This window comes from Mesorhizobium sp. P3_A2 (assembly GCF_056403115.1).
This window is the reverse complement of the sequence record NZ_JBFUGC010000015.1, coordinates 24,694-37,885: the sequence shown is the minus strand read 5'-3', so window position 1 is coordinate 37,885 and position 13,192 is coordinate 24,694. Positions and strand designations below refer to the sequence as shown.

The following is a 13,192-nucleotide window of genomic DNA, read 5'->3' as shown; positions in this document are numbered from 1 at the left end:
TTGCCTTGAGCAGACGGCCAACGCTACGCTGTGTCGATGACGACAGCAAAGCGAGAGATCGAAGCGGCGATCGAAGTGTTCGTGCACGGCTTCAGCACCGACAAGAGCGGCACATTTCCCTATGAGGCCAGCCGCGTCGGACCGTTGTGGCTGATGCGCGATGCCGAGCGCAAGAATCCTCGCGACTATCGCGGCGAAGAATGGGTCGTCCATGATGTCGCTGCCGAGGAAGCCGATGGGATCGTGCGGCAGCACGCGCGGTCAAGCTTTGCTGTTTCGGTCGTGATCGCCAGCGACGAACCGGATCAGCCGGTGCGAACCGCCTACAAGGCTCTCGGCTACCGGCTGCTGCGCACGGAAGGTTTCTTCGTCCAGCCATTGCGCCAGATCCCGGATGCGCCAGCCACAGTCTCGATCGAGCACGTGCAGACAGTCGAACGGGCGGCGCAGCTGGCAAAGATCGTGCGCAGGCGGCCGATCGCGGCCGATCTGCTCGGCGACAGCGCGCCGTTCCGCCAGTATGTGGCGCTCGACGGCGACGCCATCGTCGGGCGTGTGCGCAGCATAGACGCCGTCGGCGCTACCTGGTGCTCGGCCATGTATGTCGAGCCTTCGCACCGGCGTCGCGGCATCGGCCAGGCGCTGATGTCCAGAATGCTGACGGATGACCGGGCGCGTGAGTCGCGGTGCTCGATGTTGTTGGCGACGCATGCCGGAGCGCTGCTTTATCCCCGCATGGGCTATGAGCGGATTGGAACGCTGCTGATCTTCGCGCCGAAGAGCTGAACGGCGTTATGAAAGGCCGTTCGCATCACGCTGATTCATAAGGAATTTCGATCACCATGCCATCATAGGCCGGCACCACAGTGTCAGGCGTCTCGGCCATCACCGTGGCATAGTCGAGCGGCACATGCATATGCGTCAGCACGGCCTGTTTCGGGGTCAGTTTTTCAATCCAGCCGAGCGCCTGACCGAGCGACAAATGGCTGGGATGGGTGTTGTGCTGCAAGGCGTCGATGACCAGCATCTCCAGGCCGCGCAGCCGCTCGGCGGTGGCGTCGGGGAAGTCGCTGATATCGGGGCAATAGGCCAGCCCGCCGATGCGGAAACCGAGCGAAATAATGTCGCCATGGATCTGCGGCAGCGGCTCAAGGGTGAGGGCACCGCCCTCGCCTTCAATGGTCACCGGCCTTGCATGATCAATGATGTGCGGCCTGACTATCGGCGGATAGGAACTGCCCAGTGGCGTCCCGAAGCAATAGCCGAACGCCTCGCGCAGCCTAAGCATCGTCTGCTGGTCGGCGTGGATGTCGATCAAACGGCGCTGTTCGAGCACGTAGCCGCGCAGATCGTCGATGCCGTGAATGTGGTCGGCGTGCGGATGCGTGTAGACAACGGCGTCGATGCGCTTGACCGCCGCCATCAGCATCTGCTCGCGAAAATCAGGCCCGGTATCGATGACGACGGTGGTTTTGGACCCATTTGCTGCAATTCGCTCGACGAGTGCCGCAGAGCGCGTGCGCCGGTTCTTCGGATTGGCCGGGTCGCAATTGCCCCAGTCGCCGGTGATGCGCGGCGTGCCGGGCGACGAGCCGCAGCCGAGAATGGTGAGGCGCAGCCGGTCGCTCATGCGTCAGAGGCCGGCAGGCCGCGGCATCTTGCCGAACAGCCGGAAGAAATTCGCCGTCGTCAGCGTCGCGATCTCGGCCTCGCTGATGCCGATGGTTTCGGCCAGCACCTTGGCCGTTTGCGCGACGTAGGCCGGCTCGTTGCGCTTGCCGCGAAACGGCACCGGCGCCAGATAGGGCGCGTCGGTCTCGACCAGCAGCCGATCATGCGGCACATCGGCCGCGATGGCGCGCAATTCGGCCGAGTTCTTGAAGGTCAGGATGCCCGAGAAGGATACATAACCGCCAAGCGCTACGCCCACTTCGGCCAGCCGGCGTCCGGAGGAAAAACAGTGCAGGATGAAGGGGAAGGCGCCCTTCCCTGTTTCGTCCTCTAGGATGGCAGCCATGTCGTCATCGGCGTCGCGCGAATGGATGACCAGCGGCAGGCCGGTTTCGCGCGCGACTGATATGTGCGTGCGAAAGCCCTGCGCCTGCGCATCGCGCGGCGCCTTGTCGTAGAAATAGTCGAGCCCGGCCTCACCAATCGCCACCACCTTTGGATGCGCGGACAGGCGCACAAGCTCCTCGGCCGTCACATCCAGCTCTTCGCCGGCATTGTGCGGATGGGTGCCGACCGAGCAATAGACTTCGTCGAAACTCTCTGCGATCTCAAGCACTTGCTGAAACCGCTTCACACGTGTCGAGATCGTCACCATGCGACCGATCCCGGCGGCCTTGGCGCGGGCGACGATGGCCGCCCGCTCCTCGGCGAAATCCGGAAAGTCGAGATGGCAATGGCTATCGACGAGCATCAGGCGCCCGCCTCCGGCTTTTCGACGTAACGTGGAAACACCCCTTCCGGCACAGGCAATGCCGTGCCGGGCACCAGCGCATAATCAGCATGGACATGCGCAAACTGGCGCACGTCGGCCGGCACCGCCAGCAGATCGAGCAGCTTGCCGGCCGACCCCGGAATGTAGGGCTGGCACAGCAACGCCACGCGCCGCACCAACTCGGCGGTCGTCCACAGCACCGTTTCCATGCGCGCAGGATCGGTCTTCTTCAACGCCCATGGCGCCTGCGAGGCGAAATAACGATCGGCCTCCGCCACCACGTTGAAGATCGCCGCCAGCGCCAGATGGATGCCTTGCTCCGCCATCGCCTTGCGGGCCGTGCCCAGCGCTTCCACCGCCTGGTCGAGGATGGCGCTGTCGGCTTCCGTGAGTTCGCCGCGTTGCGGCACCACGCCGCCGCAGTTCTTGGCGATCATCGACAGCGAGCGCTGCGCCAGATTGCCGAGGCCGTTGGCAAGATCGGCATTGGTGCGGTTGACGATCGCGTCATGGCTGTAGCTGCCGTCCTGGCCAAACGGCACTTCGCGCAGGAAGAAATAGCGCACCTGGTCGAGGCCGTAATGCTCGACCATGGTGAAGGGGTCGACGACATTACCGACCGACTTCGACATTTTCTCGCCACGGTTGAACAAGAAGCCGTGCGCGAAGACGCGCTTTGGCAGTTCGATGCCCGCCGACATCAGGAAAGCCGGCCAGTAGACGGCATGGAAGCGGACGATGTCCTTGCCGATGATGTGCGTGGCCGGCCAGTATCGCCATTGCTCGGCCTTGGTGTCGGGATAGCCGGCGGCGGTGATGTAGTTGGTCAAGGCGTCGACCCAGACATACATCACATGCTTGTCGTCGCCCGGCACCGGCACGCCCCAATTGAAGGTCGTGCGCGAGACCGAGATATCGTTGAGGCCGGACCTGACGAAGCTCGCCACCTCATTTCGGCGCTCGGCCGGGCCGATGAAATCGGGCTGGTTTTCGTACAACGCAAGCAATTTGTCCTGATAGGCGGAAAGCCGGAAGAAATAACTCTCCTCCTCGTTCCACTCGACGGGAGAGCCAAGCGGCTCGCGCCGCACACCGTCGTCGCCGAGCGTGGTTTCGCTCTCTTCGAAATAGGCTTCCTGGCGGACCGAATACCAGCCGCTGTAGCGGTCGAGATAGATGTCGCCATTGGCGGCCATCGCCTTCCAGATCGCCTGGCAGGACGCGTAGTGGCGTGGTTCCGTCGTGCGGATGTAGTCATCATTCGAGCCGCCCATCGCTTCGGTCATCGAACGGAAGATCGCTGAATTGCGGTCGGCCAGCGCCAGCGGCGTGATGCCTTCCTTCTCAGCTGTCTGCTGCATCTTGAGGCCGTGTTCGTCGGTGCCGGTCAGGAAGAACACGTCCTTGCCGTCGAGCCGCTGGAAGCGGGCCAGCGAGTCGGTTGCAATGACCGTGTAGGCATGGCCGATATGCGGCTTGCCGTTCGGATAGAAAATCGGCGTCGTGATGTAGAATGTGTCGCGTGACATGAATGAACCGTCATGAATGTCCGAATTGAATGTGAGGCGGTGGATATCGCATCGAGACGGTGATTGCCATCCCGACCCGAAGCCGGATCCGGTCACATTCGCATTGCGGAATTCAGGCGGTCGATCATGGTCAAGGCGTGCTGCTTCTTGTCGAGATTGTAGGTGTCGGTCTCAGATATAGCGTTCAACGCCTCGTGCCAAGTGTCCGACAAGGTTTTCGCCCGCTTGAGGTCGCCGGCGAGCGCTGCTTCGCTGGCGCCCGCCGAGAGCAGATCCAGCGCGCGGCGGTTGAAGATGTCGAACTGGATTGCCTGGTCGCGGCCTGCGACAGCCTCGGCAAGGCGATAGGCGCCGGCGACGTCGGTCTTGCCTGCGGTCACCAGGGCGTCGAGCGTGCTTGCAATCTCAAGCCCGCCATATTGCGTCAGGAGGATCGCGTTGCGGGCGCTGCCCCCTGCCCGTTCGGCCAGTGCCGCGCGCGCCGCCGGATCGGCTGGCGGCGGCGGCTCGACAGTTTCCAGAACGCTCATCAGGCTGCCGGCATCGAGCGGAGCCAACCGCACCATCTGGCAGCGCGAGCGGATCGTCGGCAACAGGCTGCCCGGCGCATGGACGACGAGGATGAACAGCGTACGGGTCGGCGGCTCCTCGAGGTTCTTCAGCAAGGCATTGGCGGCGTTGGTGTTCATGTCGTCGGCCGGATCGACGATCACCACCCGGTAGCTGCCGTCGTGCGAGGTGAGCGACAGGAAGCGGTTGACCTTGCGGATCTCATCGACAGTGACGACCGTCTTGAAGCTCTTGGTCTTGTCGTTCAGCGGCCGCGTCAGATGCAGCACGCCGGGATGCGCCCCGGTGGCGATCTGGCGAAACAACGATGAGGCCGGGTCGGGAACGGCAAATATTTCCGGCGCCGTTTCGAAGGACGGATGCTTCAACAGATGATGCGCAAGGTGAAAGGCAAGCGTTGCCTTGCCGATGCCGACCGGTCCGGCAAAGATCAGAGCATGCGGCAGTTTTCCCGAGCGATAGGCAGCGGCGAGCATCGCAGCCGCCTGCTCATGGCCGACCAGGCGCAGCGTTTCGGATGGTTCCGGCACGCCGTCCAGTGTGTCGTGCTGCTCGGGAGCAATGCGTTCGAAGATCATGCGGGCGCCGCCTGTCTGTTGCGCGCGGGCGCCCTCGCCTCAAGTGCGGCGAACACGGCCGCGGTGATGACATCCTCCACCGTATCGGGAGGCGCCGACGCGTCGATGACGATGCAGCGGTCCGGCTCGGCGGCGGCAATCGCCAGGAAGGCGTCGCGGCGGCGCTGGTGGATGTCCAGCGTCTCCTTTTCGAAGCGGTCCGGACCGTCGCCGGCGCCACGCCGCGCGGTGGCGCGCCGCAAGCCTTCGGCGGGGTCGATGTCGAGGATCAGCGTCATGTCAGGCATCATGCCGTTGATGGCGACCTCTTCCAGCGCTTCCATGAAGGCCGGATCGAGGCCGCCGGTGACGCCCTGGTAGACGCGCGAGGAATCCAGGAAACGGTCGCACAGCACGATGGAGCCGCGCTCGACCGCCGGCCGGATGATCTGCTCGACATGGTCGGAACGCGCGGCGGCGAACAGCAGCGCCTCCATCTTCGGCCCGAATGGCTCGGCGGCGCCGGAAAGCAGGACATGTCTTACCGCCTCGGCGCCGGGTGACCCCCCGGGTTCGCGGGTGACGAGAACATCATATTTCTTGGCGCGCATCTTCCTGGCCAGCCGCTCGATCTGCGTCGACTTGCCTGCGCCCTCGCCGCCTTCGAAGGTGATGAAAAATCCGCGCGCCAACCGAAAGGCCTTTGTCCTGTTTTGCGCTGACGTCATAGTCCGGACCTTATCAAAGGTCCACGATTCTAACGCTGCTTAACGCAACCAGCCGACGGCCAGTTCCTTGGCGGCATCGAACGCGCGTTGCGGCAGCGTGCCGACGCCGACCGATTCGGCGGCGAAAAGCGGCGTCTCCTGGCTCAGCGTGTCGCCGATCCAGACGCGCAGCGTCCCGACGGGTTGGCCTTCCTCAACTGGAGCCGATACCGGCCCCTGATAGACGATTTTAGCGGTCAGCTTGTCGCGGTTGGCGATCGGCAGCAGCACGTTGATCGGCGCCTTTGCCTTCAGCGCCACGCCGGATTTGGCGCCGCCGAACACCTGGGCCTCGCCGACCACTTCATTGCTGGCGAAAATCTCGGTCTTCTCGAAGGAACGGACACCCCATTCGAGCAGCTTTCGCGCTTCCTCGGCGCGTTCGCGATCGTTCGCCAATCCGCTCATCGCAGCGATCACCCGCGTCCCGTCATGGCTGACCGAGCCGACAATGCCGAAACCACCCGCCTCGCTTGACCCGACGGCCAGCCCATCGGCGCCGATGCCCATGGCCAGCAACGGGTTGCGGTTCCTTTGCGAGATCTTGTTCCAGGTGAAATCGGCCCGGCCATAGTAGAGGTAGAGCTCGGGGTATTCGCGCCACAGATGCAGGCCGAGCTGCGCCAGTTCGCGCACCGTCGTCTGCTGTCCGTCGGCCGGCAGGCCGGTCGAATTGACGAATGTCGATTTCGCCAGCCCGATCTGGCGGGCGCGATCATTCATCTGTGCGGCGAAATTCTCTTCGGAGCCCGCCATACCCTCTGCCAGCACCATGCAGCCGTCATTGGCGGCCTGTATGGTGACGCCCTGGATCAGGTCCTCGACCCGGACCGCCGATTTGAGCTTGGCGAACATGGTCGACGTTCCCGACGGGGCGCCGCCCTTGCGCCAGGCATTCTCCGAGACCACGAAAGTGTCGTCGAGGGTCATGCGCTTCGACTTGATGGCGTTGAAGACCAACTCCATGGTCATCAGCTTGGCCATCGAGGCCGGCGGGATCGGTTGGTCGGCATCCTTGGAAAACAGCACCGTGCCGGTTTCGGCATCGATCATGAAAGCCTGCGTGGCCTTGGTCTCAAAAAGCTGCGCATTGGCCGGAACCAGCGCGGCGAACAAAAGGCCAAGACCCAAAAGCCCGGCAAAAGGGTGGACAAGGCGAAAACGCATGAGAGGCTCGACCCACTGGCCTGCAGGAAACGTGCTGCAAAGCTATCAGGCTTCTTCCCGGCGGATCAACCGCGCAATGGCAAAGCTTGTTGATCAGTCGCGCACAGCCAGCGCATCCGGCGCGCCATGCGACCATGCCGCGCGCAAGAGGTCGTCGACATTGCCGTGGCCATCCGGATAGACATTGACCGCGTACCAGTCATTGCCGTCGAGTTCGGTGCTCTGGATTTCGGTCCTGCCGAAGGGTTTTAGAGCTTCAGCCACCCGCTCGGCCTCGGCGGCATCGTCGAAGGAGCCGGCAGCGACATAATCGGAAGTTGCCGGGGCGGCCTGCGGATTGGATTTTTTCCACGATTGCAGGATGTCGGCCGGCGACATGCCTTGGTCGTCCAGTGCGGCAAAGACGTCGGCGCGCTGCACGCGTTCATCCGCATAGGACAGCGATGCCACGGCAAAAGGCGTCTCCGGCCGCTGAGGCACGATCGGTCCGAATTCGGGCAGCGTGATGTCGCCGAAAGCCGGCGCCTGGACCGACATTACGGGCTGCGCCTCGGTGCCGGAATTGGTCAGTTGACCGGGGAACGGCACGGCGGCGGCGCCGACAGGCAGGCTTGGCGAAGGTCCGTTCATGGCAACCATGACGCCGGTCGGCAAACCATCCGACGGGTCCGGTATGCGGTTGCCTGGATGGTAGGAAGCCATCAGATACTGGTCATCGTCGCCGTCGAGCGGCGCGCGGCCGACATATTCGACCTTGACCTTGGCGGTGCCGACCTTGGCGTAGTCGAGCATCTGCGCGGCACGCTCCGAGACGTCGATGATGCGGCCCTCATGGTACGGGCCGCGGTCGTTGACGCGCACGATAACCGAGCTGCCGGTTTCGAGGTTGGTGACGCGGGCATAGCTCGGCAGCGGCATGGTCGGATGCGCCGCCGTCAGATGCGTCATGTCATAGACTTCGCCATTGGCGGTGAGACGGCCGTGGAAGGCGTCGCCGTACCAGGAGGCCAGCCCGACCTTGGCGTAGCGCTTGTCTTCCTTGGGGTAATACCACTTGCCGCGCACCTGATAGGGCTTGCCCAGCTGGTCACGGCCGCCACCGCGCCGCATGTATTGCACGCGCGGGCTGGCTTTCACGCCATATTCGGTCTCGGCAAAATATTCCTTCGAGCGAGGCTTCTTGTAGACCATCGCTTTCGACTCGGGCTGCGGCGACGCGCAGGCCGCCAGCAACGCAGCCGAAAGAGCGCACAAGACCAAAGCAGGAGCGCGACGAAGACGCCGATGCGTCGTGGTCTGCATGTTTTCAGATGTCCCCTACCGTATCGACACAGGCACCGTTTTTAGAATCTCGGCGGAGCCAGAGCAGCAATGCCTGCGACGCGCCAATCCCCATCCCCTTGTGCGCAGGAATTGTTTATCAGCGTATTAATCGATTGTGTCCGGAACCGGGCGAGATTGTGGCGGCGGTTGCACCGCTGCCGACGTCAGCCGTATCCGTCATTGCGGCTCGACGGAGGGGATTTCTTGCGCTGTCACATGCGACAGCCTCTGGCGCTTTACCAGGATCGGCTTCTCGTAGGTCTTTTTCATGGTTTCCCCACTTGCTCCTGCATTTAGCAAGCACAGATTGGCCGGTGTTTCGCCGCATTGTCAATGTTCGGGACAGAACAAGCAGCTCACTGTCATGTTTCGGCAGATATTCGATGCCGACGATCTTGCGCTGTTGACAGGCCTTTGCAGCGCGCACTAGAGCAATGAAACGCGCATGATCTCCTTTCGCTGCTGCTTCCGGCAGCTAGGAACGGCGATCAGAACGAGCGCGCAAGTGATTGAAAAATCACGACGGAGGGATGGCCGAGCGGTTTAAGGCACCGGTCTTGAAAACCGGCGTGGGTGCAAGCCCACCGTGGGTTCGAATCCCACTCCCTCCGCCAGTTACCGCTCCCAAGCGGTCCCATTGATTGCTAAAAGCCTACGCAAATCAATCTATTACCGCCAATTCCTAGTCCCAAACAATCCCGCCGCGCGTCAAGCAATCCCACAGTATCCGGGGTATCTTCTGGGGTATTCGGCCTTGAAGGCCGGGGTATTTGGGGTACAGTGGGATTCGAATTGAATTGATACCACGAAGGGACGGACAGCATGTTGACGGATCTTGCTGCCAGGAAGGCCGACAAACGCGAGAAGCCTTACAAGCTGTACGATTCTGGCGGCCTTCACCTGTTCGTCACGCCATCTGGAGGGAAGCTTTGGCGCGTACGCTACCAGTTCGGAGGCAAAGAAAAGCTCCTCTCGCTTGGTCCGTACCCCGACGTGACGCTTTCAGCTGCGCGTGATGCGCGTGACGATGCCAAGGCGACACTCCGCACCGGTCGAGATCCCGCAGTTGCAAAACGCATCCGGAAGCTCGAGGCGGTTAGCGGAGACGGCACCTTCGAGACGATCGCGCGCGAGTGGTATGAGTTGAATAAGTCGCAATGGGTTGCGCGGCACGCAGACGATGTCATCGAAAGCCTGGAGGGAGAAATATTCCCCACTCTTGGTGGCGCGCCAATCAAGGACATAACAGCCGCCGACGTGCTTGCCACGCTACGTCCGATTGAGAAGCGCGGCGCGAAGGAAACAGCCCGCCGCATCCGCCAACGCATGTCGGCGGTGTTCGTTTACGCAGTTGCGTCAGGGCGAGCCGAGAACGACCCTGCGGCCATGGTCAAGAAGGCCATGGCGCCAATGAAGAAGGGAAAGCAACCGGCAATCACGGATTTGGACAAGGCGCGCGAAATGTTGGCCAAGGCCGAAGCAGAACCCGCCCACCCTGTCACCAAGCTTGCGCTTAGGATCCTCGCCTTGACCGCGGTGCGTCCCGGAACGCTGGCGACAACTCCTTGGGCGGAATGGCCCGCTGATGCCGATGTCTGGCGCATTCCGGCAGAGCGAATGAAGCTGCGTCTGCAACACAAGGGCGACGAGGCTCGCGACTTCCTCGTGCCGCTTTCGCGGCAGGCGCTAGAGGCAATCGACGCGCTGCGGCAAATAACCGGCCGCGGCCCCCTCGCCTTTCCAAACACACGGCACGCACACAAGCCCATGAGCGAGAACGCAATCGGGTATCTGCTCAATCGTGCTGGGTACCATCACAAGCACGTCCCGCACGGTTGGCGGTCAACGTTCTCGTCCGTTATGAATGAGCGGTTTCGCGCCGACCGTCCAGTTATCGATTTGATGCTGGCGCACGTAGCCAAAGACAAGACCGAAGGCGCCTACAACCGTGCGATTCACATGGAGCGCAGGCGTGAACTGTCTCAGCTTTGGGCCGATTTGATCTTGATGGACGCGAGGCCAGCCATAGACCTGCTGACTGGCGCGCGGAGGTAGCATGAAAAAGCCCGCGCGAGGCATTTTCCGGGGCGGTCGTTCACCATCTCCCCGGAACCATCCCTTTTAATTAAAGTTTACTCAGTGTGACGGCGGAGCTTTTGTTTGTCCCTCAACAGCAAAGTCGGGCCTCGTAACCCTAATTCGCCGTCACACCTCATCCATCCAAATCATCATTCCGTGCTGGATCATTTCGCCCTTCTCCGCGTTGAGCAAAACCATCACGGGAGGATTCATCATGGGCGACGATCGGCACAACAGAATTCAGCAAAGAGCATACGAAATTTGGGAGCGCGAAGGCGGAGTGCAAGGCGACCCGGAGAAGCATTGGCACCAGGTCGAGGCAGAAATCGATCGCGAAGAGCGTTTGGAAACCGAACAGGCATTTACTGAACCAAGCGCGGTTGGAGCGACAGTACTATCGGCCAAGACGAGAAAGCCGCGGCGCGCTGAGGCTGCCAGTTCCGACGTCTTGACCGTGGAGGCGCTGGCAATGCGCACCGGCATTACGGGCGACCAAGCCCAAGTCCTAATTGATAGGTTGGGCAATGACCGCGAGGCGATCGAGGAAGCAGCCCGGAGCTTGGCGACCGGCCAGACTAACTTCAGCAAATAGAAAACCCCGCCGGAGCGGGGTTCTTTTGTCGCGACCCCGGTGCCCCACTAGTCTCGCTTATCGCCGGGATGCCCGTCTGATGCATGCAGTTCGAGACCTTCAAAGCGCGCGCAGCTATCATCGGTTGTGTCGCCGACTGCGCAAAGGCTCCTAGCGCCCCTTGGCCATTTGGGTGGCGAATTGTGTGAGACGAGATTGTGTAAGAGAGGTCGGCCGAGGCAACGGCCATGGATTGGAACCGCGTTGAAGGTAACTGGGAGCAGGTCAAGGGCAAGGTCAAGGAACAGTGGGGCAAGCTGACTGACGACGATTTGGACCGCATTGCCGGCAAGCGCGATCAGCTCGAAGGAAAGATTCAGGAGAGATACGGCATTGAGAAGGACCGGGTCCGGAGAGACGTCGATGACTGGTATTCAATGCAAGGCTGGTAGATCGGGGAGCTGTAATTTCAAAGGGCGCTCATCAGGCGGCCTTTCTGTGATTCCGGATCACCCGCCGCTCCCATCGAATCTCAACCAGGCCCCGGTATCGGATCGTCACATGCTCTTGCCCCACCGGGTGGAACAGCTCCGCGCTCATTGATTCCTTGCGGCCGCATTTTTCGCAACCAGCCTTTGCTCGCACCTGATCAATCGAACGTTGCCGATCACCTCGCACAACTCTTTCGGTTTGTGGAACCGCAAGTCGAGGCCCAAAGCTGGCGTTCAAAGCGTCTAGAGGAAATATGCGCGCCTAGCCACCAAGCGACATCGCAATGTCCGGCAATCGACGGATAATCCTTCACGAACCGCCAACGTTTTGCAGGACCAGTTCGCCTTCGAGAACAGCCAGAGGACGAAATTACGTCATCAGGCATGAAGCGCGGTTGGCCCGTGCTTGCCGCCCGACCAATCACCCGATACTCGTCCTCAGGGTTGTGCCGTACGAATCTCCGCGAGATGCCCACTTTTCAGGGTCAACAATTCGGACGCGATCAGCTCCGTCCTTAGCGAGAGTTGCTGATCAATATCCACTACACGCTTAAAGGCCCGGTACGCACCCAGCCCCAACTTTGCCAGCCGATCGTTATCGCGAAGGACGGCCTCAATTTTAACGGCCGCCGCCGTTAGATTCTCATCAATCAGCAAGATATCCTCACCGTCCTTGAATCCGGGGTTTAGTCCGAGCGGATCATTTATGAAATTCGCAACTCCGTGGAAGCCGGCCTCTAAACACGCGCCGGTAGGGAATCCGTCGAAGGCTCCAGGAGTTAGAACAAATGGCCTGTTGACCGAGACTATACCGTCCATTCCCGCATAGAACTCAGGGAAAAATTCACTTGGTTGGCGTCCGTAAAACGTTACCCTATCGCGAATGCCCTCCAAAGGCATGTCATGAACGTCGTATTCACCGACGACATGGAAACGTAATTCGGAGATATCTCGCCCAAGAATTTTGGATAACTCCACGAAATAGTCGAAACCCTTCGACTTAATGTCTCCATTGTATTTGTGAGCCACGAAGCATAGGTCGATGGATTGCTTGTGTATCGGAAATGATTTCTTATCAGAGTAGTAGTCAAAGTCCCGCGAACCTTTAAATACGCCGCCAAAAATATGCCAGACTTTATCTTCTTCACAGCCTATGCGTTCCGATGTGATGTATTCCCGGGTTATGGTCTGCGTTGTTATGACCTTTCTGCAGAGGGGGCTCGTTAGCACAGACCTCAATTTAGTATCCGTGCTTTCTTGATTTAGTTCAAAACCGCCGCCTGGGTAAAGTTGCAAAATAAACGGCAGACGTCTTTTAGTGAAATACGGAAGCAACGCGCTTGCATTATTCAGAAATGTCACATACGCGATAGTTCCATAAATCTCTGGCACACTGTTGAACTTAAAAATGCGCGACTTTGCGTCCAAATCAAATGTCGAACTGGCGAGCTCTTCAGAAAAAGTTCTTCCCTTGAGCCAAGCGCCCCATCCCTCCAATGAGATAAGAGCGGAATCAAAAGTACCCATAAGGTATTTGCATTCCGTTGTCCTGAACGGCGAGAGCGAAGATGGCAATACGTCATCGAAAATCAACAAGTCGTACGATTTCATCAAATCACTCGCCAAAAAATAGCCCGGACTCAGGCCTCTCAGTTGCCTCACCTAAGCCGAGGTTCACGCCCTGTGCATTTCTAG

At 60.6% G+C, this 13,192-nt stretch carries 13 protein-coding genes and 1 tRNA gene; 5 read left to right on the top strand and 9 right to left on the bottom strand.

The window, feature by feature from the left end; translation table 11 throughout:
* Nucleotides 1-36: 36 nt before the first annotated feature.
* Nucleotides 37-786: a GNAT family N-acetyltransferase gene (locus AC1DXM_RS27480; protein WP_477238063.1), complete on the top strand. Its 750-nt coding sequence runs from the start codon at nucleotides 37-39 to the stop codon at nucleotides 784-786.
* 25 nt (nucleotides 787-811) lie between these two features.
* On the opposite strand, the gene AC1DXM_RS27475 is transcribed toward AC1DXM_RS27480, so the two are convergent.
* From AC1DXM_RS27475 to AC1DXM_RS27440, 8 genes are all read right to left on the bottom strand, one after another.
* On the bottom strand, nucleotides 812-1,630 hold the full coding sequence (locus AC1DXM_RS27475) for an MBL fold metallo-hydrolase (protein WP_477238061.1): 819 nt from the start codon (nucleotides 1,628-1,630) through the stop codon (nucleotides 812-814).
* Nucleotides 1,631-1,633: 3 nt separating this feature from the next.
* Nucleotides 1,634-2,422: a TatD family hydrolase gene (locus tag AC1DXM_RS27470; RefSeq protein ID WP_477238059.1), complete on the bottom strand. Its 789-nt coding sequence runs from the start codon at nucleotides 2,420-2,422 to the stop codon at nucleotides 1,634-1,636.
* Nucleotides 2,422-3,972 carry a methionine--tRNA ligase gene (gene metG, locus AC1DXM_RS27465; protein WP_477238057.1) on the bottom strand — a complete coding sequence of 517 codons (1,551 nt, stop codon included), beginning with the start codon at nucleotides 3,970-3,972 and terminating at the stop codon, nucleotides 2,422-2,424. Before metG ends, AC1DXM_RS27470 begins: the two co-directional genes overlap by 1 nt.
* Before the next feature lie 92 nt (nucleotides 3,973-4,064).
* Nucleotides 4,065-5,120: a DNA polymerase III subunit delta' gene (locus AC1DXM_RS27460; RefSeq protein ID WP_477238055.1), complete on the bottom strand. Its 1,056-nt coding sequence runs from the start codon at nucleotides 5,118-5,120 to the stop codon at nucleotides 4,065-4,067.
* A complete protein-coding gene (gene tmk / locus AC1DXM_RS27455; protein WP_477238053.1) occupies nucleotides 5,117-5,791 on the bottom strand; it encodes a dTMP kinase in 675 nt (224 codons plus the stop codon). The genes AC1DXM_RS27460 and tmk overlap by 4 nt, the downstream gene beginning before the upstream one ends.
* A 75-nt stretch (nucleotides 5,792-5,866) precedes the next feature.
* A complete protein-coding gene (locus AC1DXM_RS27450) occupies nucleotides 5,867-7,033 on the bottom strand; it encodes a D-alanyl-D-alanine carboxypeptidase family protein (RefSeq protein WP_477238051.1) in 1,167 nt (388 codons plus the stop codon).
* Between the two features lie 93 nt (nucleotides 7,034-7,126).
* Nucleotides 7,127-8,335 (bottom strand): septal ring lytic transglycosylase RlpA family protein, encoded by a 1,209-nt coding sequence (locus tag AC1DXM_RS27445; protein ID WP_477238049.1) that lies wholly within the window; start codon nucleotides 8,333-8,335, stop codon nucleotides 7,127-7,129.
* Between the two features lie 198 nt (nucleotides 8,336-8,533).
* Entirely contained in the window at nucleotides 8,534-8,626 is a 93-nt protein-coding gene (locus AC1DXM_RS27440) for a putative RiPP precursor (protein ID WP_477238047.1), read from the bottom strand.
* 254 nt (nucleotides 8,627-8,880) lie between these two features.
* Between AC1DXM_RS27440 and AC1DXM_RS27435 the strand changes: the two genes are divergently transcribed.
* From AC1DXM_RS27435 to AC1DXM_RS27420, 4 genes are all read left to right on the top strand, one after another.
* Nucleotides 8,881-8,970 (top strand) — tRNA-Ser (locus tag AC1DXM_RS27435).
* A gap of 208 nt (nucleotides 8,971-9,178) precedes the next feature.
* A complete protein-coding gene (locus tag AC1DXM_RS27430; RefSeq protein ID WP_477238045.1) occupies nucleotides 9,179-10,411 on the top strand; it encodes a tyrosine-type recombinase/integrase in 1,233 nt (410 codons plus the stop codon).
* A 238-nt stretch (nucleotides 10,412-10,649) separates the two neighbouring features.
* Complete coding sequence (locus AC1DXM_RS27425) at nucleotides 10,650-11,027, top strand: DUF2934 domain-containing protein (protein WP_477238043.1); 378 nt, start codon at nucleotides 10,650-10,652, stop codon at nucleotides 11,025-11,027.
* A 227-nt stretch (nucleotides 11,028-11,254) separates the two neighbouring features.
* Nucleotides 11,255-11,458, top strand: a complete 204-nt coding sequence (locus AC1DXM_RS27420) for a CsbD family protein (RefSeq protein ID WP_477238041.1) — start codon at nucleotides 11,255-11,257, stop codon at nucleotides 11,456-11,458.
* A 477-nt stretch (nucleotides 11,459-11,935) separates the two neighbouring features.
* Here the strand turns inward: AC1DXM_RS27420 and AC1DXM_RS27415 are convergent, their stop codons facing one another.
* The gene (locus AC1DXM_RS27415; RefSeq protein ID WP_477238039.1) at nucleotides 11,936-13,108 is read right to left on the bottom strand and encodes a glycosyltransferase family protein; all 1,173 of its coding nucleotides are present in this window, start codon (nucleotides 13,106-13,108) and stop codon (nucleotides 11,936-11,938) included.
* Nucleotides 13,109-13,192 lie beyond the last annotated feature (84 nt).